A 21,479-nucleotide genomic window follows, 5' to 3' on the forward strand; every position below is an offset into this window, starting at 1 on the left:
AGCGCATTACGCTGATGCCGCGCGGTTACTTTCTTCGCCGCAAGGAGAAACCGAATGCCAAGAGTTCTGGTGCGCAAGAGCCCTGCCGCATTCAAGACCCTGCCTCTCTACGTCGAGGCCAGCCAAGACAACCTGAGCTACCAGAGTCTGGGCCGGCCGTTGAACTTCAGCGAAGTGATCGAGCGCCGCCGCCCGGTGGAGGTGTCCGATCCGGGCCGTTTTGCCATCGAACTGGCCAATCTCGGCGTTTCAGTGCGTCTGACCATGAGCTGGCAGGGCCGCGAATACTGGGTACTGGTCCGTCAGCAGCGGCCGGACCGCGGCGACGTTGTACTCAAGCTGATCTCCGGCTACATCCCGGCCCATGAGCTGAACCTGCCGTTGCTCACCGCCATCCAGGAAATTGCCGAAGAATGCCTGCTGGAAACTCCTGAAGGCTGGCTCGCCGGTCGTTTCGGCGATACGTGGCTGCCCACTCCGTACCAGGCCAGCCTGCACTACCGCGAGGCGGTGCACTTCAAGCTCGCCTCGCAATCCGGCGCCACGCGCCCGGTACAGTGCGGCAACATGGTGCTGATGGAGCGTCCTCGCGCCTACGTACACCTGCCGACCGCATCGCTGCAGCTGGTCTATGACATGCGCATGGAACTACCGAAAGAGGCGCGTCAGCTGAGCCTGTTCCACGTCGACGAGCGCCTGGAAGACGGACAACTGGTTGCGCGCCTGGAGCGCAGCCGGCCCGACATCTACCTGATACCGCTGCAGCAGGGCCAGCCGCAGGATCAGCTGCTGCAACTGCGTAATGGCCAGTTCAGCCCGGTGGGCACGCGGGGGCTGTGGCTCTCGGAAAGCTTCGCCCGGCAGGACGGCTGGGTGGTACGTGACGAACGCGTTCGCTGGAGGGACTGGTGGGCCGCCAAGCCGGTCGCCGTGGCGCGCTGAACCGCTTGGCCCCCCGCCAGCGAACGGACGGGGCCATGCTCGCGAAACCCGGACCTGCAGAGCTATCGCGGGCATGGCGCCTCCTACAAACAGACTCCATACGCTGGAAATAAGCACTAAAATACCTATTTAATCACTCAGCAGCGCAAAAAAGGTAATTTATTGCCTTTTAGCGAGATGAAGGCTACTTTTAAGGCAGTAAAATGCCGGTAGCAGACATGTACCCGCTCACCCTACAGATTCATACAGGCCACGCATGGCACGACGCCATGCAACTGACCTTCGAGCAACCCACGTTGGGGCTGGAGGGCACCTGCTCGTATGGATACAAGCAGGCATATCTGGTTGATGCCTTGGACGTCATGGGTAGCAGATTGAGCAATGCGGTCAGCGCCACGTTACCCCTGGGCTGGGATCTCTGGCGCCTTCCCCATGCCCCCTCCTTTCTCTTCGACATCCTGCCCGCCGGAGCGGCTCGTCGTTCCCTGCTCAAACGTCTGGGGGGCGAGCGCCCCGGGGATCTGGATCTTGATCTTTTCCTACTGAGTCGCTGCACTCCCGCACCTGTCGGCAATCTGCGCATCAAGGAGGCGGCGGATGCCATCGCCAATAGCCCGATGCTGGGCTTCTCGCGGGAGGAAGTCATCAGCCGCGACTCGCGTTTCCTGGAATACGCCTACGAACAGGGAGCAGCCATCGGCGGCGCCACTGGCGCAGGCGGCGAAGCGCCCAAGTTGCTACTGACCGAAGACCGACGGGGAGCGCTGCACCCCGATGCAGCTCTTCCTGACGCGGAAGCCGCTCGGCATTGGTTCGTAAAATTCGCACGCAACCGGGCCAGCAAGACTGACCAGGAAATACTGCGCAGCGAATTCTGCTTCTACCGAGGCCTTCAGAAACTGGGGCTGGATACCGTCGATGCTGAAGGATTGTCGCTGGAAGAGGGGCGCAAGCCCAGCCTGTGGATGAAGCGTTTCGATCGCAACGTCACCGTCGATGGGGTCGTCCGGACTGCTGTCGAGTCCATGTATTCACTGGCGGGCGTGACCGAGCCCGGTAGCTATATGTCGCACACCAATGTACTGCGACACCTCGTCGAGCTATGGCAAAGCGTGGGTCAAGGTCAGCAGGTCGGCGATCTGGTGTTCGAATACCTGCGGCGCGACCTGCTGAACCTGATCTTGGGCAACTCGGACAACCATGGTCGCAATACATCGATTCTACGCATGGACAAAGGCGTGAAGCTGGCCCCTATATATGACCTGGCCCCCATGGTCATGGACGATGAAGGCGTAACACGCACAACCAAGTGGCCGCAGCCCATTGAGCTGGCTGGCGAGGTAGACTGGCGGAAGGCCTGCGAAGAGGTAGGCATATGGGCCGATGCCGAAGAACTGTTCGAGCGGCTCAGAACAGCCGCACGTGACTTCATGGCCTTGCCCGACCTGTTGACCGACGAAGGCCTGCCTCTGGCGACCATGAATCATCCACGTATCGCGCTACGCAGCCTTCCTCAACGACTCGCCAGATGGAGGCTTACCTGAATGGATATCACAGAGCGCGACCGCATCCTGACGGAGATACGGACTCAACTGGCATCCGGCGATATCACCATCGGACAAGCCGTCCGCAGGCTCCGCAAGGAAATCACCGGCCTGCAGCAGGCCAGGTTCGCCCAGATGTGCAAACTCTCCCTGCGCGCTCTGCGTCAGTTGGAGCACGATGAAGCCAATCCGACCGTGCACACCCTGAACAGCGTATTCGGCCCCTTCGGCATGCAGGTCGGCATCGTGCCGAAGCCTCAGCGCTGATACCTATGCTGGGACTGCTGCAATACGAGGCACGCGGCGAGTGCAGGCCACGGGACTGCCAGACGCTTGAAGCTTGAAGCTCAAAAGCATCGCCCCGAGGCCGGGCAATCCACGGGGATGTGATGAATGCCGCAGACCCGCCGGGAGCGGGCGCGGCCTCCCACAAAAGCAGCGAGCACCACCGAACCCAGTGGGCGCGCCCTCTCGGCGATACAGGTCGCAGGACTGCCAAAGGCCTGAAGTCTGAAGTCTGAAGTCTGAAGTCTGAAGTCTGAAGTCTGAAGTCTGAAGTCTGAAGTCTGAAGAGCATCGCCCCGGGGCGGGCCCTTTCACAAAGCAGTAGCCGTAGTACGGGTTTCACCCGCCCTACGCCTTGCGGATCTTCTCGACGATGGCCGTGGTCGAGCTGTTCTCCACCAGCCCCAGCACCTTCACCACGCCGCCATAGGCCTTGACCAGCTCGGCCCCGACCACCTGGTCGACGCCATAGTCGCCGCCCTTGACCAACACATCGGGGCGGACCTGGGCCAACAGGTTTTCCGGCGTGTCCTCGGCGAAGCACACCACCCAATCCACCGCTTCCAGACCGGCGAGCACCGCCATGCGGCGGTCCACCGAGTTGATCGGCCGGCCGGGGCCTTTGAGGCGGCTCACCGAGCCATCATCGTTCACCGCCACCACCAGCCGGTCGCCCTGGGCACGGGCCTGCTCGAGATAGGTCACATGGCCCGCATGCAGGATGTCGAAACAGCCATTGGTGAAGACAATCTTCTCGCCCTCGGCGCGGGCATCCTCGACCGCGGTGAGCAACTGCTCGACGGTCATCACGCCACGCTCGGAGCCTTCCTCGCGTTGCACCGCGCGGCGTAGCTCCGGCGCGCTGATGCAGGCGGTGCCCAGCTTGCCGACCACAATACCTGCGGCCAGGTTGGCCAGTGCCACGGCCTGTGGCAGTTCCTCGCCGGCAGCAATCGCAGCGGCCAGGGTTGAAATGACGGTATCGCCGGCACCGGTGACATCGAACACTTCGCGGGCACGGGCCGGCAGGTGCAGCGGCGCATGCTCGGGACGCAGCAGCGTCATGCCATGCTCACCGCGGGTGACCAGCAACGCACCCAGCTCCAGCTTGCGCATCAGCTCGCCCCCCCTGGACACCAGTTCGGCCTCATCGGCGCACTGGCCGACGATCGCCTCGAACTCGCCCAGGTTCGGTGTGATCACCGAGGCGCCGCGATAGATCTCGAAATCCTTGCCCTTGGGATCAGCCAGCACCGGAATGCCCCGACGGCGAGCTGCCTGGATCAGCATCTGATGATTCTTCAGCGCGCCCTTGCCGTAGTCGGACAGCACCAGCACCTTGACCCCGGCCAGCAGCCCCTCCACCTCGGCAAGCAGCGCTGCGGGGTCGGTATCGAACGGCTCTTCGAAATCCATACGCAGCAGTTGCTGATGGCGGCTCATCACCCGCAGCTTGACGATGGTCGGCTGATGCTCGATGCGCTGGAAATAGGCCTGCACACCCGCAGCAGCCAGACTGTCGGCCAGGCTCTGCCGCGCCTCGTCCTCACCGGTCACCCCCACCAGCGCAACCGGCCCGCCCAGCGCCGCAATGTTCAGTGCGACGTTGGCCGCACCACCGGGACGATCCTCGATCTGCTCGACCTTGACCACCGGCACCGGTGCCTCCGGCGAAATCCGCGACGTGCCACCATGCCAGTAACGGTCGAGCATCACATCACCCACCACCAGAACGGGGGCTTGATCGAAACGGGGCATGGTCAGCTTCATGGTGGCTCCGGAGCGGAAGAAAAAACGGTGCAAAGCATACCAGCATGAAGCCGACCAGTTCATTCAAGTCTGCGGTCTGGCCAGCCATCAGTCAGGCGTCGTCTTCATCCTTGAACTGCTTGGCATGCAGGCCGGCGTAGGCTCCGTTCGCGACCAGCAGTTCGGCATGGGTGCCACGCTCGACGATACGGCCCTGCTCCATCACGAGGATAAGGTCAGCCTTCTCGATGGTGCTCAAGCGATGAGCGATGACCAATGTGGTGCGCCCCGTCATCGCATGATCCAGCGCGCCCTGGATGTGACGCTCGGATTCGGTGTCCAGCGCCGAGGTCGCCTCGTCCAGAATCAGTACCGGCGCGTTCTTCAACAGCGCACGGGCGATGGCCAAGCGCTGACGCTGGCCGCCGGAAAGCAGCACGCCATTCTCCCCGACCTGCGTCTGGTAACCCTGAGGCATCTGCTGGATGAACTCTTCAGCGTAGGCATCGCGGGCGGCGCGCTGGATATCCTCCAGCGGCGCGCCGGCCAGATCGCCATAGGCGATGTTATTGGCAACAGTGTCGTTGAACAGCGTGACCTGCTGCGTAACCAGCGCGATGTGCCGCCGCAGGTTGCGTAACCTATAGTCCGCGACCTCTACACCATCCAGCAGAATCTGCCCTTGATCATGCTGGTAAAAACGAGGAATCAGGTTCGCCAGTGTCGACTTGCCGCTACCCGAACGACCGACCAGCGCCACCATCTGCCCGGGCTCGACCGTGAAGCTGATATCGTGCAACACCTGTTTGTCAGTGCCCGGATAGACGAAGCCGAGACCACGCACTTCCAAATGCCCGCTGACCTTGTCACGCTCCACTGTGCCGACATCCACTTCAGCAGCTTCGTCCAACTGCTCGAAGATGCTCTCCGCACCCGCTACGCCCTTCTGAATCGTCGAGCTGACCTCCGAAAGCTGGCGGATCGGCTTCGGTAACAGGCCTGCCAGAGTGATGTAGGCCACAAGATCACCTGCCGATGCATCTCCGCGTAACAACAGAACCAGAAACATCAGCAACGCCATTGCGCTGTAAATCACCAGCTGCAGGGAAGGCGTATAGACTGCGTTGGTCTTGACCATGCGCAGTTGCTTGGCAGTGTTATCAGTGCTGGAAGCCAAAAAACGAGTCTGCTCGTAGGCCTCGCCACCAAAGCTGCGCACTACGCGATAGCCCTGGATGGTCTCGGATGCCACATGAGTCACATCGCCCATCGCCACCTGGATTTTCTTGCTCTGCTTACGAAATTTCTTGCTGGCACTGGATACCATCACGCCGATTACCGGCAGGATCGCCACCATCACCAGCGTCAGCTTCCAGTTCATCCACAGCAGCGTGCCGAACAGGAAAATGACGGTCATGCCTTCGCGCACCACCACTTTGATCGCATCGGTCGCCGCCCCCGTGACCATCGTCACGTTGTAGGTGATGCGCGAAATCAGATGCCCGGAGTTGTGGCTGTCAAAATAACGATTGGGCAACGTCAGCATGTTGTTGAACAGCGCGACGCGCAGATCGTGAACCAGCCCCAGCGAGACACGGGCCAGGAAATAGTTTCCGAGAAACGAGCCAATGCCCTGCAACAGTGCAATGAGCACGATTAGCAACGGCACTGCCTGCAACAATTTCAGTTCGGCCAGCCATTCCAGCTCGTTCAGGTGGGGCACCTGGGCGAAAAAGCTGGCGTCCGGATTGTTCAGTCCATCGACGAAAAACTTGAGAATGTAGCCGAGCATGGGCTGGGTAGAGGCAAAGATCAGGAAGCCGAGAATACTCAGCATGAATAGGGCGACGTAAGGCTTTACGTAGCCGAGCAAGCGAAGGTAAATCTTCAGGCTGGAAGACTGGCTAGCGCTGGGTTGATGATCTGGCATGCGTCCACGTATCAACGTTTGAAAAAGGCGAGAGAGATTACCATACAGCTGCGGCTGCCTCTCCTCACGCTATTGCTTTACCATGCCGGCTCCGTAGCAATAGCCGAATGACTTTCACTGTGACGAGATTACTTCCTTCTGCACACTCTCTAGACGAGTTCATCGCTCGCCGCTGGCTAATCGTTGGTTACGTTGCACTTCTGACTGGATTGTTCTGGCTGGACGATACCAGCTCGTATACCAAGCTCTACTATGGATTGATGGCGGCACCCGCGCTAATAGCTCTCATCGTCCGCCCACGCTACTGGCTGATTGTGCTTCGCGAGCCAGTCATACTGGCTTTTCTGGCTCTGGCAGCCTGGCTGTTACTGAGCCTCTCGTGGACTAGCAGCGAAGACGATCCAAGCGGGCTCGCGAAGCGCCCGATTTACGTATTCATGATGTTCGCAGCCTGCGCGATCATAGCGCTGAAGAATCAAGACCACCTCCTTAAGGCACTACGCTTTGCTGCGATGCTGGCCTCGCTTGCAGCCTTGGTCGGCCTAGCCATGTTCCTGAGCGGGCCAGAGCAAGACCGCATGATCGGCACAGGCGCCTTGTCCAACCCTCTTCTCTCTTCCCATGTGTTTGGTTTCTTCTGTACCTACTGGGTGGCGGTTTGGTTAACGGATCGCGACTGCCCATCCTGGCTTTCAATCATTTTCACGATTCCGCTACTGGCGGCCGTGCTGGCAACCGGCTCGCGTACTCCTCTGATGGCGATGGCCTTGACGAGTTTCTGGATGGTAGCGCTGGCCGGACGGCGTGCGCTGTATCTGGTGGCAGCAGTAATCATCACCGTGATTGCAGGTATTGTGCTGATGCCGGAAATACTGCTCCAGAGAGGGCTTTCCTTCCGCCCTGAATTATGGAGCGATGCCATACGGCAGGCCTCCGATCATTTTTGGATCGGCCATGGCTATGGTGCGGAGTTCGGCTTCGATATAGCCGAACTCGGATTTACTCTGACGGATCCGCACAACGTTCAGTTAGCAGTACTTCTGGAGCTGGGAATAGTAGGACTTGCTCTTTGGCTATTGATGTACCTGCTAGCATTCTTCCGCTGTCTTTCCCAACAGCATCATGCCAGTCTCCAGCTGGCTTCAGCCTTGGTGGTTTATGGCCTGGCTGCGGGACTTACCGAAGGAAGCAACTTTCTTTCCCGTCCTAATGAAAACTGGTTTCTCATCTGGATACCTCTCTCATTGATCACTGCAATTTCCATAAGCTTGCGGCAAGAAGCTCCACGGAGCAGAACCTTGAGCAGAAGCCAGCTCAATGAGCTGCTACAAACTGCCCGTATCATTGAAGAAGATGGTCACGGAGTGAAGGTCGCAGAGCTGGCGGATGGCAATTACCTGAAGCTGTTTCGACGCAAGCGCATGGTCTCTTCAGCACTTTGGTCTCCCCCGTCGCGCCGCTTCGCCGACAACGCCAAACAGCTGCAATCGCTTGGCGTGGCGGCCCCTCTAATTGATTGCTTCGTCCGGGTACCCGCAGCCAAACTGGACGGCATAATTTATCGACCACTTCCTGGTGATACGTTGCGCAATCGTTGGCGAAGCTTGGGAGATGAGGAGCGCGAAGAGGATATTCGCCAATTTGGCACCTTTCTCGGCCAGCTCCATCAATTAGGCGTTTACTTTCGCTCGCTTCACCTGGGCAATGTGCTGATGCAGCCGAACGGAAGACTGGCCCTGATCGATGTTGCCGACATGACGATCGCTCAGCACGCACTTTCTCCTTGGAAGCGTCGCCGCAACCTCACGCACATGCTGCGTTATAGCGAGGATAGCCATTGGCTGACAGTGCAACATATTTCCGCTCTGGCTTCAGGCTATGCCGATCGATGCGGCCAACCAGCCGCCCGAAAGTTGGAGCAGCGACTACGCACCATCAGTCATAGTGCCTCGTGAGCGTCATGGCAGTTCGGAAGAGCAGCGCCGAGCGCTGCTTGAAACCGCTTTTTGAGCCTTTTTTTTCAGAGCGGAATTAGAGCAATTCCACCATATTCTGCTTTGACGATTGGCCCCACTTTCCGCTTGCGCGGACCCGCCCCACTCAATTGAGAAACAAACGCCCTAGTCCACGTAGCGTTTTCATATCCCAGTAGCGTGGCGGTAATTTCCGCAGCAATTCCCGCGCTAACACCTTATCGTCATTAGCACACTTGAGCAGCATGGAATTCAGAAACTTGGCACAAGCATTCGGGTAGTCAGGATGATCTCGGAAACAGGCGTAGGTTGCCATCACCTGTTCCACCATGAAGCGCCGATTCTTGTATGTATTGGCACCATGAACTCGGTATTTCGCCAAGACGTCGCTCAATACATCGATAAAGAAGCCTGCATGGGTAATTTTCAGCTCGACCTGCAAATCCTCCAGACGTATCTCCGGATCAAAGCCCCCTACCGCTTCCAGCGCTTCGCGCCGAAATAGTAATGTCGGAGCAGGAGGCCCGACATCCGTTGCGTTGAACATCGCATTGAAGTCCAACCGACGAAACTCTCTGACTCGGCAGCGCCTTTGAATGATATTGCCTTGGGCATCGATCGTTTGGATGTTTCCCGCGCAGATCCCTACCTCTGGCTTGTCCTGGATATAAGCCACCTGAGTGGCGATACGCCCCGGCAACATCACATCATCCGAGCCAAGTGGCGCGATCAGATTTCCTTGAGCTCTAGCAATGCAATCATTCAGCGTTCGGGCAAGGCCTTGATTGGGCTGAGTACGAAAATCAAACTCGTATCTCTCCTGCAAGCGCTGAATTCGCTCGACGCTGTCATCCCTCGAACCATCGTCCACGACCAACAGCTCAATATTTGGATATGTCTGCTGCAGAACGCTCAGAATGCTCTCTTCGATGTAAGGCCCGTGGTTGTACGAGGCGATAATCACCGTTACGAGTGGGAAATCGAGATCACTCATGGTTCCGCTTTCCATTACTCAGCATTTCTTCGAGCAGATCTCGGTACTGCTTGCGAAAATCCTCAATAGCATGCGCCCGACAAAGATACTCGTATGTTCGCTGCCCCTCTTTTGCGCGCTCCTGGGGTGTCAGCAAAACAATCTCCCGCAACCGCTCCGCCAATAACATCGGCTGGCCAGCAGGATAAGTACGCCCACCACTGTCCTCCAGAATTGGTCGCATGCTGTCGATATCCGAGCCGACAACCGGCAAGCGGGCACTCATCCCCTCAAGCAGTGCCAGAGGCAAGCCTTCACTGACAGAAGACATCACGAAAACATCATAGGCTCTGACATATTGCAGGGCATCGTCCTTTGCCCCCAGCAAACGTACCCGCCCGCCCAACTGGCGAGCCTGGATTATCGCCTCCATTTCCTGGCGTAAGCGTCCCTCGCCAATAATGGCCAGTAGCGCTTGAGGATAATCATCCTTTATCTCGCTGAACGCCTCCAGCAACTGGACATGCCCTTTGGCCGGAACCAAGCGTCCGATGGTACCGATCACAAACGCATCCTCGGGTAAGCCCAGCAACTGCCGTGCTTGCGGCTTGGGATGTTGCAAGCGTTCGGCGCGAGAAATATCGATAGCGTTGTTGATCTGCCGAACGTTATACGGTTTGAAGCCCGCACCGCTGTTGATCAAGTCATCGCAAACAGCGCGGGAAACTCCCACCATTCGCCAAGCCTTACTGATCAAGGCGCGACTTTCCCAGCGGCGATAAGGGCGATCATACTCGCCAAGGCCATGCAAGACCCCGACACAGGCTGGTATGCGCAGAACGAGATTCAGCAGCATCATCATATTGATAGGCTTGAAACGATGTGCAATGACCGCATCGTAGCCCTGAGCACGACAATGCCTGTACAGCAGCCAAAGTGCTTTGAGACGCAGCCCCTTGGTCGAAGCGCTGCTCAAGTCGAAATACACCGAGCGTGCCGCCCGGCTTTCAGGCTCGCCAGGTTTTGGTCGGCCACGCAGAAATACGGTGGTCACCTCGTAGGTTTGCGTCGGTAACCCTTGAATTACCTGTTCGGCGAGATCCGAAGCATTGACGTTATAGCGATTCTGCAGCTGTAAAACTTTGATCTTACGAGTCATTGCTAACTGCCCAGCCACAACCGCAGCGCCTTGCGCGCATAGGAAACATTCAACAGTACACGGCGGTCATGCCGTAACGCCGTACGAAAGTACTCCTTGGCGGCGCCAGCATCACCCGCCAAATAAGCGCTGCGAAACAACGACAGGCATCGCTGCACGGCAAATTCCTTTTTCAATATTTGAAATTCCTCGTCCAACCGTTGCGGTGAAAAGACCTCATCAACCAATGCCAATCCTCCGGCTTTGGCATGACTGAACTGATGTCGAAGGCTGTCGTCATGTTTGTGAATCACAGCCAGGGGCTGCGCCAGCACTGTGCACGGATAATTGGCCAGCACCTGACTGAATACCGGGATATCTTCTGCACTACGGAATTGCTCGGGATAGCCACCGCGCGAAAACACCTCGCAATGCATGGCGCAGGCTCCGTTGGACAACGCGAACCGCTTGTCCAGCAGGTAACCACGCAGCCTGTCCAGGCGTGATTCCGGCAGAGTGGGAGGGGTATAGGAGCGACACTTGCCATTGCTCAAGATCGCATCGTGACCACCGATGACCATACGCGTCTCGGGGTGCCGCTCGATGTGCTGCACCAGCGCTTCCAGCGCCCCGGGAGCCATCTCGTCATCGGCGTCGAGAAAAACCAGATACGTCCCCCTGGCTTCGCGGATGCCTCTATTCCGCACCGATGCCGACCCACCATTCTCCTTGCGCAGCGCTCGGAACCGCCCAGGCTGACTGGCCAAAAGCGTTTCGATTACCTGCGGCGTGTTATCGCTCGAACCATCATCGATCACGATCAGTTCTGCGACGGCTTCATCCAGTTGCGCCAACACAGACTCCACTGCACGTGGCAGAGTCAGCGCATAGTTATAAGTCGGGATGACGACGCTGATCAGCGTTTCAGAGGACGTCATACCCGCTCTTCTCTTCCTTCACCACGAGGATATCTTCCATGATCAGATACTGCAGATCCGACCCATAGAACATATTCAACGCATCAGTCGGCGAGCAGATCATCGGCTCACCGCGGCGGTTGAGGGAGGTATTGAGCGAGACGCCGTTGCCGGTGAGCTTTTCCAGCTCCAGCATCAGGTCGTACCAGCGCGGGTTGTATTCGCGCTTGAGCACCTGGGCGCGGGAGGTGCCATCTTCGTGGACGACTTCGCCGACACGCTCCTTCCAGCCTTCATTGACCTCGAAGGTGAAAGTCATGAAGGGGCTGGGATGGTCGACCTTGAGCATCTGCGACGCGACGGTATCGAGCATCGAGGGGCAGAAGGGTCTCCAGCGCTCGCGGAACTTGATCTGCTCGTTGATACGGTCGGCCACTCCCGGCACGCTGGGGCAGCCAATGATGGAGCGGCCGCCGAGGGCGCGCGGACCGAATTCCATACGCCCCTGGAACCAGGCGACCGGGTTGCCATCGACCATGATTTTGGCGATGCGCTCGGGGACGTCGTCGATCTTCTGCCACACCGGCTTGTTGGGGTGGCGGGCGCAGGCAGCAATGACGTCCTCGTTGCTGTAGGACGGGCCGAGGTAGACGTGTTCCATCTTTTCCACCGACACGCCGCGCTGGTGGGAGACGTAGGCGGCGGCACCCACCGCGGTACCGGCGTCGCCGGAAGCGGGCTGAACGAACAGCTCCTTCACCTCGGGCCGGGCGATGATTTTCTGGTTGAGCTTGACGTTCAGCGCGCAGCCGCCGGCGAAGGCAATCTTACCGGTCTGCTTGATGATGTCGCCCAGGTAGTAATCCATCATCTCCAGCGCCAGCTTCTCGAACAGCGCCTGCATGCTGGCTGCGTAATGGATGTAGGGATCGTCGGCGATGTCGCCTTCGCGCTTGGGACCGAGCCAGTCGATTAGCTTGGGCGAGAAGTAGTAACCCTTGCCCTTTTCCTTGTAGCGACGGAAACCGATGACGTTGGCGTAGTCGGTGTTGATGGTCAGCTCGCCGTTCTCGAATTTGGCCAGACGGGAGAAATCGTATTTGGCCGCGTCGCCATAGGGCGCCATGCCCATGACCTTGAACTCACCGTCGAGCATCTCGAAGCCGAGGTATTCGGTGATCGCACCATACAGGCCGCCCAGCGAGTCCGGATCGTAGAACTCCTTGATCTTGTGGATCTTGCCGTTCTCGCCCCAGCCGAAGAAGGTAGTGGCGTATTCGCCCTTGCCGTCGATACCGAGGATGGCGGTCTTCTCGGTGAAACCGGAGCAATGGTAGGCACTGGAGGCGTGGGCCAGATGATGCTCGACCGGCTGCAGCTTGACCTTCTTCAGGTCGAAGCCGAGCTGCTGCAGGCACCACTGGATGCGCTTCTTGTAGCGATGGTAGCGACGGTTGCCCATGAGAATGGCATCCAGCGCGCGATCCGGCGCGTACCAGTAGCGCTTGGCGTAGTGCCAGCGGGCCTTCTCGAAGATGCTGATGGGCGCGAAGGGAATCGCCACCACGTCGACGTCGGACGGCTTGATGCCGGCCTGCTCCAGGCAGAACTTGGCCGACTCGTAGGGCATGCGATTCTTGGCATGCTTGTCGCGCACGAAGCGCTCTTCTTCGACGGCGGCGATCAGCTTGCCGTCGATGTACAAAGCGGCGGAGGGATCATGACTGAGGGAGCCGGAAAGGCCGAGAATCGTCAATGCCACGGGTAATGCCTCTTGAAAGCAGCTACAAGCTTCAAGCAACAAGCTTCAAGCAACAGCGGTTATTGTCCTGCCCCATGGGGCTTTACGTGCAGCTTGAAGCTTGCCGCTTGAAGCTGCTTTTAGGTATTCGTTCGTCCAGCAGCCGATACAGCGCCGAATCGACTGGCCAGTTGCGTAGAAAGCGCGCCCGATCCTTGGCGTAGGCTCGGGCGAAACTGGCATTGCTGCTGTGCTGCTGCGCAGCATCGAGATCGATCAACGCCCAGCGGTCCTGCTCCCAGAACAGGTTGGTACCCTTCATATCGCCGTGGCTGATACGCTCACGCAGCAATGCTTCGAACAGCCGGTCCAGCGCCGACAGCTCGGGTTCGGGCGGCGTGCTGGAGAGATACGGCTGAAAACGGGTGATTATATCCTCGCCGGCGGTGTATTCGGTAATCAGATAACTGCGCCGGCGCAGGCCGAGCCAACGCAGCTCCAGCATCGCCAACGGCCGGGGCGTGGCGATGCCGAGAAAGCCCAGGCGATTGCCTTCGATCCAACTGTGCCAGGCGCGACTCGGCCGCCAGCAGCGCTTGAGCCAGTGAAGAACACCCTTGATGTTGTAGCGCTTGATGACCAGTTGCCGAGCGGGCTGCTCGACCAGCGCCACGGTGGCGCTGCCGCCCAGTTTCAAGGCACGGCCCGCCTCGATAGCCGCATCCGGGGCAGCCAGCAGTTCGTATAGTGCCTGCTCGTCCTCGCGCCGAATCACGCGCAGCCCGCCGAGGCCGCGGCGCACACTGAATAACGAGCAGTCGCGCCCGAGCTTGCTCAGGTAATCGCGCAACCGCCACTTCCGGACGGTGGCGATTTCCCGCAGCAATGCCTCCAGGGGGAGCGCATGCTCGCCATTGACCAGAAGGTAATGCACGAGCAGCTCCTCGATATGGGGCTCGAGGCCAGTGGGCAGTTGAGCGAAGAAAACGCCCAGGTTCTCCAGTACCTTGTCGCGCGCCAGCGGCTTGCCCGGGGTCTGCGCCTGCACGCCGCCGCCATCGATGAGATACAGCCGCCCGTCATGGCGCAGCAGATTGTCCAGATGCAGGTCGCCCTGCCACAGTCCTCGGGCATGCAATTGAGCGATCGCACCCAGCGCCTCGCCGAGCACAGCCTGCTGCGCATCGGACAATAATGGCTGCCGCGCCACCTCGTGCCAGGCTTGCTCCAGACTTTGCGCGCCGGCAAGGTAGTCGAACAGCAGCCAGCCGCCCTGGCCTGCGGAAAAGCCCTCGGCGATTAGTGCGGGCGTATTCATTCCCTGCTCGGCCAGCAGCCGTGCACCACCGCGCTCACGGCCGAAATGGCGTTCGGCCTTGTTGCCCACCAGCAGTTTCGCCAGCACCTCACGGCCCTGCCATTCGGCCTTGGCGACATAGCGCTGCCCGGGCAGCACACGCAACCATTGGCGCAATATCAGCTCTCCGCCGGGCAGCGTCACGCTCAGCGGCAATGCCGGCGAGCGCCCGGCACGTGCAAGTTCCATCAATGTCATGTCCGTGCCACCTTGCTCCGCCGCCGACCGGCCATTTTCTCCAGCCAGGAATCGATGTCCGGGTCATTGGCGCCATGATCGAGATAGGCTTCGATCAACCGTCGCTGTTCGCCTTCGCTCCAGACGCCCGCGTGGCGGGTCAGTGCCTCCAGATCCACGATCCGGTCAGCGCGGCCGAACAGCAGCGGACGGGTCTTTTCGAGATCGATGAGACAGGCCTCGAACCGCTCACCAGCCTGACGGAGAAAAATATGCTTGGGGTAGAAACAGCCATGGCGCAGCCCGGCCTGGTGAAGGGTCCGTGCCAGTTTTGCGCACGCTTGCAACAACTGGTCGCGCGTCGCTGCCTCCAGCTCATGCCAACGGCCCAGCCAGCCGTATAGATCCCGCCAATCATCCAGCGCGCAAGTCAGCAGAATGGCCCGGCGCTCACCATCGACGCGGCGCTCGCCGAAGTACGCCGCACGCAAGGCCGGGATGCCCAGGCGTCGATAGCGCTGGATATTGCGAAACTCGCAGGCGAGTGTCGGCTCGCCGAGTGGATGACGCAAGGTATGCGTCAGGTAATTGCTCTGCCGCTTCAGGTAGTAGGCCGCCTCGTCCAATTCCAGGCGGAATACGCTGCTCCAGCCACCTCGGCCGACATTTGGCGCATCCACCGAATCGAGCTGCAACGCCCAGAGCGCATCGAAGCTATCCAGCCCATGCGCCTGAAGAATTCCCCTGTCGGTCACTGAAAAATGATCGCTCATTCCCGCCCCACGAAATACTCGAGCACCTGATCGATGAGGGCTCGGTCGGCCGAAGTCAGACGCGGGCGCCGTTGGTACTGCAGATAGAAACGCAGCCGCTGCGTGCGGCTCAAGTGGTACTTGGCCACCTTATCCAGACAGGCCAGGTCCTTGACGATGCGCCGCCGCAGGAATGGCCCCCACCAGAAGTCCCCGGAGGGGCAATCGATCAGGAAAAGCTCGCCAGCGTCGTTGACCAGCAGGTTCCGCCATTTCAGATCGTTATGGGCAAAGCGATTATCGTGCAGGGTCCGCGTCGCCTGCGCCACTTGCCGGCTGACGTGCTCGACCCAGCACCGATCGGCCAGCCGTGGATCGCTGTTCTTCGCCATTGCCGCCATGTCGACGGTATTCGGCACCTCCAGCGTGATCAACGCACCACGCACGAAAAGCCCCGCACGACGCTCCAGGCCCCACGCCACCAACGGTGCCACGGGTATACCCCAGCGCTCGAAATGCTTGAGATTCTGCCACTCGGCCTTGACCCGGGGGCGCCCCAGGTAGCGACGCAATCCCTTCCCCGCGGCCCAGTAGCGCTTGATGTAATAGCGCTGCCCGCCGCGTTCGACGCGGATTACCTCCGATAGCGGATCCTGCGCTATCGGCTCGCCTTCGAGCGCGAACACCGAGTCCAGGTTGGCAAAGGCCCGGGCTGCATCGGCACTGATCCCATCGACGACCGTCCAGGTGCTCACCCTTGTGCTCCCGGCGCGTACTTGCGGCCATAGCGGGCCAGCAACCGTTGCGCCTTGCGCTGCAACCAGGCGAGCAGAGCCGCCTCTTCGCGCAGAATCTCCCGCAACGGCCGCTGGAAGTAGCCGCGCAGGAAACGCAACCTGTCACGCCGGGTCAGGCCTATCTCCAGTGCCGAGAAATACAATCCGGCCAGGTCCTTGTCGCGCCAACGGCGCGGGGTCTGGCTACGGGCCTGGGCGCGGTGAAGATCGATCAGCGACAGCTGCAGATCACCCGCCGTCACCGGCCTGTCCGTGTGCAGCAGGAAGTGGCAGATATAGAGATCGCGGTGGTTGACCCCGGCGCGGTGCATGGTGCCGGCCATGCGCGCGACTTCGGCGATCAGTGCGCGCTTGAGCGCTGGTGGCGGCGGCTGTTCGCGCCAGTTGGCCGAGAAGTCCTCGAGGCTGATGGTCGGCGCCAGCTCTTCGGTGATGATGAACGAATGCTGCGCCGCCGGATTGCCGCCACGCTCGCCATAGGCCACCGCGGTCATGGTCGGCACGCCGGCTTCGTGCAGGCGCTGGATCGCCCGCCATTCCTGGCCGGCGCCGAGCACCGGGGCCTTGGCCGTCAGCAGGTTCTTGGCGATCTCACCCCAGCCGATGCCCCGGTGGATCTTGACGAAGTAGCCACGCCCGTCGACCTCGGTACGCAGCGTGCGGCGGCCCTCCAGCTCGCGGTAGACCTGGCCCTCGAGGCGCTCGACCTCGACGAAGGGGTCCTTGCCCTGCCAGAGGGTCTTGAAGGGTTCCGCCAGCATCAGGCGCATATGGCCTCCGCGAGTAGGAGATACTTCAACACTTCGCGCAGGCCTACGGTCTGCAATCGCCGCGAGGGCGCGCCTCCCACTGGCCCGGTGTGCGCTCGCCGCTTTTGTGGGAGGCCCGACCTCGGGGCGATACTTTTGAGCCCCTTGGGCAGGCCTGCGGCCTGTATCGCCGAGGGGGCGCCCCTCCCGCAGGAGCTGCTTTCGTAGGAGGTCCGAGCCGAGGTCATCCGCCGCGTAGGCGTGCCGGCCATGGGCTTCATGCCTGCTCTCCCAGAATCACGTCGGCAGCCTTCTGCGGCATGGAATAGAGGTCGGCCGTGGCGGCGAAGGCCAGCGCGTTGCGGCGCCAGGCGGCGCGCTGCTGGTCGTCGGCGAGCATCTGCGCCAGCAGGCGGTCGAAGGTGCCCTGCTCGAAGGGGCTGGGCACCACGCAGCCGCAATCGGCATCGGCGATGTAGTGGGCATAGCCGCAGACGTCGCTGACCAGCACCGGCAGCCCGGCGACCAGCGCTTCCAGCAGTACGGTACCGGTGTTCTCGTTATAGGCCGGATGGATCAGCAGATCGGCGCCCAGCAGGAAACGCGGGATATCGCTGCGCCCCTTGAGGAATTCGACCATGCCGGAAACGCCTAGCGTCTTGGCCTGCAGCTTGAACGGCTTGGGATCGTCCTGGCCGATCACCAGCAGCCGGGTGCGCTTGCTCAGTTCGCGCGGCAATGCGGCGAGTGCCTTGAGGCTGCGGTCCAGTCCCTTGGTCTTGAAGCCGGAACCGATCTGCACCAGCAGCAGCTCGTCGGGCCGCACCTCGAACTCCTCGCGGAACTCGGCGCGGATCTGCGCGGCATTGGCCGGCGCGCGGCGATCCTGGGCAATGCCCGGCGGCAACAGGTGAAAGCGTTCGGCGGGCGTGCCGTAGTGCTTGACGAACAGCGGCTGCTGCACCTCGGAGATCATCAGGATTTCGGTCTTCGCCTCGGGCGCGAACACTGCGCGCTCGTACTCGGCGAAGTGCTTGTAGCGGCCCCAGCGCCGATAGATCGGGTTGCGCAGCGTCTGCGCCTTGTCCTCGAAACATGGGTCGGCGGCGTAGTACACGTCCAGCCCCGGCATCTTGTTGAAGCCGATCACCCGGTCCACCGGCCGCTTGGCCAGATCGGCCTCGACCCAGGCGGTGAAGCGCTCGTTGCGAGTGTGGTTGAACAACGCCTTGACCGGCGCGATCAGCACTTCGAAGCCGTCCGGCACCTCGCCTTCCCAGATCATCGCGTAGACGCGGATCGTGTGGCCGCGACGCTGACATTCCAGGGCGATACGCATGAAGTCGCGCTGCAGACCGCCGAACGGAAAGTACTTGTAGAGAATGAAGGCCAGTTGCATCAGACGGACTCCGGGGCCCGCAGCAGGGCTTTCAGTTCGGTGACGACGCGCTCGGGGCGCAGATCGTCGAAACAGGGCTTGTGCCGGTCACCGCGACCGGCGTTCGGTCCGCCGGCACACAGGTGCACCTGGGAGCGGCCATAGGCGCCGACCCGCCCGGGCAAGGTCGGACCATAGAGCGAAATACTCGGCACATCCAGCGCCGCGGCTAGGTGGCCGAGGCCGGTATCCACCGCGACGCAGGCGCGTGCACCGGCGATGACCCGGGCGACACCGGCAAGATTGAGCTTCGGCAGCACCGCGGCGTTGGCTATGCCGCTGACGATGCGTTCGGCCCGCGCCTTCTCTTCGGCATTGCCCCACGGCAGGCGGATCGCCCAGCCGAAATCACTCATGCGCTCGGCCAGCTCGCGCCAGTAGGCTTCCGGCCAGTGCTTGCTCGGCCAGGTGGTGCCGTGCAGAAACAGCAGGTACGGCTGGTCGCTGGGCGCGGCCATCTGCTCGCGATCGAGGCCGTAGTCGGCAACATCCTGCGGCAGCGGATACGCGAGCGCCTGGGCGAACAGCTGACGCACCCGTTCCAGCGCATGCTGGTCACGCGGCACGGCGTAGCATCGGTCATAGAAGCGTGCGGCGATGGGCTCACGCGCGGACTCCCGGTCCAATCCAGCGACCGGAGCCTTGACGTAACGGGTCAGCCAGGCACTTTTCAGCAAGCCCTGGGCATCGATCACAAGGTCGTAACGGCCTTCCCGCAGGCGTGCCTTGAAGCGCTGCCATTCACCCTTGCGCAGGGTCTGCAGCGGGTGCTTGCGCCAGCGACGAATCGCCACCGGGATCACCTGTGCCACCGCCGGATGCCAGGCCGGAATCTCGGCGAAGCCCTCCTCCACCACCCAGTCGAACTGGATGCCGGGCAGCGCCCGCAGCGCATCGGTCAGGGCCGGCAGGGTATGCACGACATCGCCCAGCGACGAGGTCTTGACCAGCAGGACCTTCAATCAGCGTACCTCGACCGACTGAGGGACCAGACGATCCAGCGCCTCGATCACCGCGCGCGGCTTCAGCTCGCGCATGCAATTGTTGTGGCCGAAGCGGCAGGTGCGCTCGAAACAGGGACTGCAGTCGAGGCCCAGGCGCACCACTTCGACCTGCTCGGAAAGCGGCGGGGTGAAGGCTGGCGAGGTGGAGCCATAGACAGCCGCCAACGGCCGGCCGAGCGCGGCGGAGACATGCATCAGACCGGAGTCGTTGGACACCACGGCATCGGCACAGGACAGCAGATCGATTGCCTCGGCCAGGCTGGTTTCGCCCGCCAGGTTCACCGCCTCTTCGCGCAACCCCGGAATCAACCGCTCGAGGATCTGCTCACCGACCGGGTGATCGTTCTTCGAGCCGAACAGCCAGACCTGCCAGCCGTCCCGGATCTTCAGCTCGGCCACCTTGGCGAAGTGTTCCGCCGGCCAGCGCTTGGATTCGCCGAACTCGGCACCGGGGCACAGCGCCAGCACCGGCCGGTCCAGACTCAAGCCGAAACGTGCCAGGGCGGCGTCGCGAGTCGCGGTGTCGATGCGCAGCGAGGGGTTCGGATACGGCTTGGGCAGCTCGGCGCCCGGCTCGAAGGCCAGCGCCATGAAGCGCTCGATCATCAGCGGGTAGCGCTGCTTGTCGAGCTTGCGCATGTCGTTGAGCAGGCCGAAACGCATCTCGCCGCGCCAGCCCGTGCGCTTGGGGATGCCGGCGAAGAACGGCACCAGTGCCGACTTCAGGGAGTTGGGCAGCAGGATCGCCTGCTGGTACTGACCGCGCAGGCTCTGCGCAACCTTACGCCGGGTCGCCATGTCGAGCACGCCGTGCCCGACCGGAAAGCTCAGCGCCTGGCGCACCTCGGGCATGCGCTCGAGAATCGGCCGACTCCACTCGGGCGCCAGCACGTCGATCTGGCAGTCGGGATGGCGCTGCTTCAGGCAGACGAACAGCGTCTGCGCCATCACCATGTCGCCAACCCAGCTGGGTCCTACGATCAGTATGTTCATAAGCTCTAAGCCATAAGCTGAGGGGCTGGAAGCGTGGCCGGCAAGCGAGTCATGCGTTGCCGGCTTCCAGCGCCAGGCTTACTTGACCAGGGTCCGCCATTCGGCGTGGGCATTGGTCTTGCCGGTGACCAGATCGAAGTAGGCTTTCTGCAGCTTCTCGGTGATCGGGCCGCGACGGCCGATACCGATGGCGCGGCCGTCCACTTCGCGGATCGGCGTGACTTCGGCTGCGGTACCGGTGAAGAAGGCTTCGTCAGCGATGTACACCTCGTCGCGGGTGATGCGCTTCTCGACGACTTTCAGGCCGTGCTCGGCAGCCAGGGTCAGCACGGTGCCGCGGGTGATGCCATTCAGGCAGGCGGTGACTTCCGGGGTGTAGATCACGCCATCCTTGATGATGAAGATGTTCTCGCCCGAGCCCTCGGCCACGTAGCCTTCGGGGTCCAGCATCAACGCTTCGTCGGCGCCACCGGAAATGGCTTCCTGCAGGGCCAGCATCGAGTTGATGTAGGCACCGTTGGACTTGGCGCGGGTCATGGTGATGTTGACGTGGTGACGGGTGAAGGAACTGGTGCGCACCTTGATTCCCAGCTCAAGCGCCTCGTCGCCCATGTAGGCACCCCAGTGCCAGGCCGCGACGATCACGTGCACCTTCAGACCGCTGGCGCGCAGGCCCATGCCTTCGCTTCCGTAGAACACCATCGGGCGGATGTAGGCGCTTTCCAGGTTGTTCTCGCGCACTGCGGCGCGGGTCGCCTCGTTGATCTCTTCCTTCGAGTACGGCATCGGCATGTTCATGATGTGCGCCGAATCGAACAGGCGGTCGGTGTGCGCCTGCAGGCGGAAGATCGCCGTGCCGTCCGGGGTGTTGTAGGCGCGAACACCTTCGAACACGCCCATGCCGTAGTGCAGGGTATGGGTCAGCACATGGGTGGTCGCATCGCGCCACTGCACCAGTTCGCCGTCATACCAGATGACGCCATCACGATCGGCCATCGACATCTTGCCAGCTCCTCAGAA

At 61.2% G+C, this 21,479-nt stretch carries 18 protein-coding genes; 4 read left to right on the top strand and 14 right to left on the bottom strand.

Features of this window, described 5'->3' with window-relative positions; all coding sequences use genetic code 11:
- The first annotated feature begins 54 nt into the window (after nucleotides 1-54).
- From HZR81_RS01735 to HZR81_RS01745, 3 genes are all read left to right on the top strand, one after another.
- Nucleotides 55-942, top strand: a complete 888-nt coding sequence (locus HZR81_RS01735) for a metal ABC transporter ATPase (protein WP_500127158.1) — start codon at nucleotides 55-57, stop codon at nucleotides 940-942.
- A 218-nt stretch (nucleotides 943-1,160) separates the two neighbouring features.
- Nucleotides 1,161-2,486: a type II toxin-antitoxin system HipA family toxin gene (locus HZR81_RS01740; protein ID WP_037004355.1), complete on the top strand. Its 1,326-nt coding sequence runs from the start codon at nucleotides 1,161-1,163 to the stop codon at nucleotides 2,484-2,486.
- A complete protein-coding gene (locus tag HZR81_RS01745; protein WP_020305806.1) occupies nucleotides 2,487-2,753 on the top strand; it encodes a helix-turn-helix domain-containing protein in 267 nt (88 codons plus the stop codon).
- 366 nt (nucleotides 2,754-3,119) lie between these two features.
- On the opposite strand, the gene hldE is transcribed toward HZR81_RS01745, so the two are convergent.
- The gene (hldE, locus tag HZR81_RS01750) at nucleotides 3,120-4,541 is read right to left on the bottom strand and encodes a bifunctional D-glycero-beta-D-manno-heptose-7-phosphate kinase/D-glycero-beta-D-manno-heptose 1-phosphate adenylyltransferase HldE (protein ID WP_500127159.1); all 1,422 of its coding nucleotides are present in this window, start codon (nucleotides 4,539-4,541) and stop codon (nucleotides 3,120-3,122) included.
- A 91-nt stretch (nucleotides 4,542-4,632) separates the two neighbouring features.
- Complete coding sequence (gene msbA, locus HZR81_RS01755) at nucleotides 4,633-6,450, bottom strand: lipid A export permease/ATP-binding protein MsbA (protein ID WP_043942490.1); 1,818 nt, start codon at nucleotides 6,448-6,450, stop codon at nucleotides 4,633-4,635.
- A 107-nt stretch (nucleotides 6,451-6,557) separates the two neighbouring features.
- Here msbA and HZR81_RS01760 point away from each other — a divergent pair, with 107 nt between their 5' ends.
- Nucleotides 6,558-8,405 (top strand): O-antigen ligase family protein, encoded by a 1,848-nt coding sequence (locus HZR81_RS01760; RefSeq protein WP_122075497.1) that lies wholly within the window; start codon nucleotides 6,558-6,560, stop codon nucleotides 8,403-8,405.
- Nucleotides 8,406-8,550: 145 nt separating this feature from the next.
- Here HZR81_RS01760 and HZR81_RS01765 read toward each other — a convergent pair whose 3' ends face one another.
- The 12 genes from HZR81_RS01765 to ilvE form a co-directional block, all read right to left on the bottom strand.
- Nucleotides 8,551-9,417: a glycosyltransferase gene (locus HZR81_RS01765; RefSeq protein ID WP_313482489.1), complete on the bottom strand. Its 867-nt coding sequence runs from the start codon at nucleotides 9,415-9,417 to the stop codon at nucleotides 8,551-8,553.
- The gene (locus HZR81_RS01770) at nucleotides 9,410-10,555 is read right to left on the bottom strand and encodes a glycosyltransferase (RefSeq protein WP_043942489.1); all 1,146 of its coding nucleotides are present in this window, start codon (nucleotides 10,553-10,555) and stop codon (nucleotides 9,410-9,412) included. Before HZR81_RS01770 ends, HZR81_RS01765 begins: the two co-directional genes overlap by 8 nt.
- 2 nt (nucleotides 10,556-10,557) lie before the next feature.
- Nucleotides 10,558-11,472, bottom strand: coding sequence for a glycosyltransferase family 2 protein (locus tag HZR81_RS01775; RefSeq protein ID WP_122075499.1), 915 nt, complete (start codon nucleotides 11,470-11,472; stop codon nucleotides 10,558-10,560).
- Nucleotides 11,459-13,213 carry a carbamoyltransferase family protein gene (locus HZR81_RS01780; protein WP_500127161.1) on the bottom strand — a complete coding sequence of 585 codons (1,755 nt, stop codon included), beginning with the start codon at nucleotides 13,211-13,213 and terminating at the stop codon, nucleotides 11,459-11,461. The genes HZR81_RS01775 and HZR81_RS01780 overlap by 14 nt, the downstream gene beginning before the upstream one ends.
- Nucleotides 13,214-13,295: 82 nt before the next feature.
- Nucleotides 13,296-14,747, bottom strand: coding sequence for a lipopolysaccharide kinase InaA family protein (locus HZR81_RS01785; protein ID WP_500127162.1), 1,452 nt, complete (start codon nucleotides 14,745-14,747; stop codon nucleotides 13,296-13,298).
- Complete coding sequence (locus HZR81_RS01790) at nucleotides 14,744-15,499, bottom strand: lipopolysaccharide kinase InaA family protein (protein WP_500127163.1); 756 nt, start codon at nucleotides 15,497-15,499, stop codon at nucleotides 14,744-14,746. Before HZR81_RS01790 ends, HZR81_RS01785 begins: the two co-directional genes overlap by 4 nt.
- On the bottom strand, nucleotides 15,496-16,233 hold the full coding sequence (locus tag HZR81_RS01795) for a lipopolysaccharide kinase InaA family protein (protein WP_500127164.1): 738 nt from the start codon (nucleotides 16,231-16,233) through the stop codon (nucleotides 15,496-15,498). Before HZR81_RS01795 ends, HZR81_RS01790 begins: the two co-directional genes overlap by 4 nt.
- Nucleotides 16,230-17,045, bottom strand: a complete 816-nt coding sequence (gene rfaP / locus HZR81_RS01800) for a lipopolysaccharide core heptose(I) kinase RfaP (protein ID WP_102895568.1) — start codon at nucleotides 17,043-17,045, stop codon at nucleotides 16,230-16,232. The genes HZR81_RS01795 and rfaP overlap by 4 nt, the downstream gene beginning before the upstream one ends.
- Before the next feature lie 256 nt (nucleotides 17,046-17,301).
- Nucleotides 17,302-18,423, bottom strand: coding sequence for a glycosyltransferase family 4 protein (locus HZR81_RS01805; RefSeq protein WP_500127165.1), 1,122 nt, complete (start codon nucleotides 18,421-18,423; stop codon nucleotides 17,302-17,304).
- Complete coding sequence (waaC, locus tag HZR81_RS01810; protein WP_500127166.1) at nucleotides 18,423-19,424, bottom strand: lipopolysaccharide heptosyltransferase I; 1,002 nt, start codon at nucleotides 19,422-19,424, stop codon at nucleotides 18,423-18,425. Before waaC ends, HZR81_RS01805 begins: the two co-directional genes overlap by 1 nt.
- Nucleotides 19,425-20,459 carry a lipopolysaccharide heptosyltransferase II gene (waaF, locus tag HZR81_RS01815; RefSeq protein WP_063540793.1) on the bottom strand — a complete coding sequence of 345 codons (1,035 nt, stop codon included), beginning with the start codon at nucleotides 20,457-20,459 and terminating at the stop codon, nucleotides 19,425-19,427. It abuts the gene before it with no gap.
- Between the two features lie 78 nt (nucleotides 20,460-20,537).
- Nucleotides 20,538-21,461 carry a branched-chain-amino-acid transaminase gene (gene ilvE / locus HZR81_RS01820; RefSeq protein WP_063540792.1) on the bottom strand — a complete coding sequence of 308 codons (924 nt, stop codon included), beginning with the start codon at nucleotides 21,459-21,461 and terminating at the stop codon, nucleotides 20,538-20,540.
- Nucleotides 21,462-21,479 lie beyond the last annotated feature (18 nt).

The organism is Pseudomonas sp. LM13 (assembly GCF_041381355.1).
Classification (GTDB): Bacteria; Pseudomonadota; Gammaproteobacteria; order Pseudomonadales; family Pseudomonadaceae; genus Stutzerimonas; species Stutzerimonas frequens.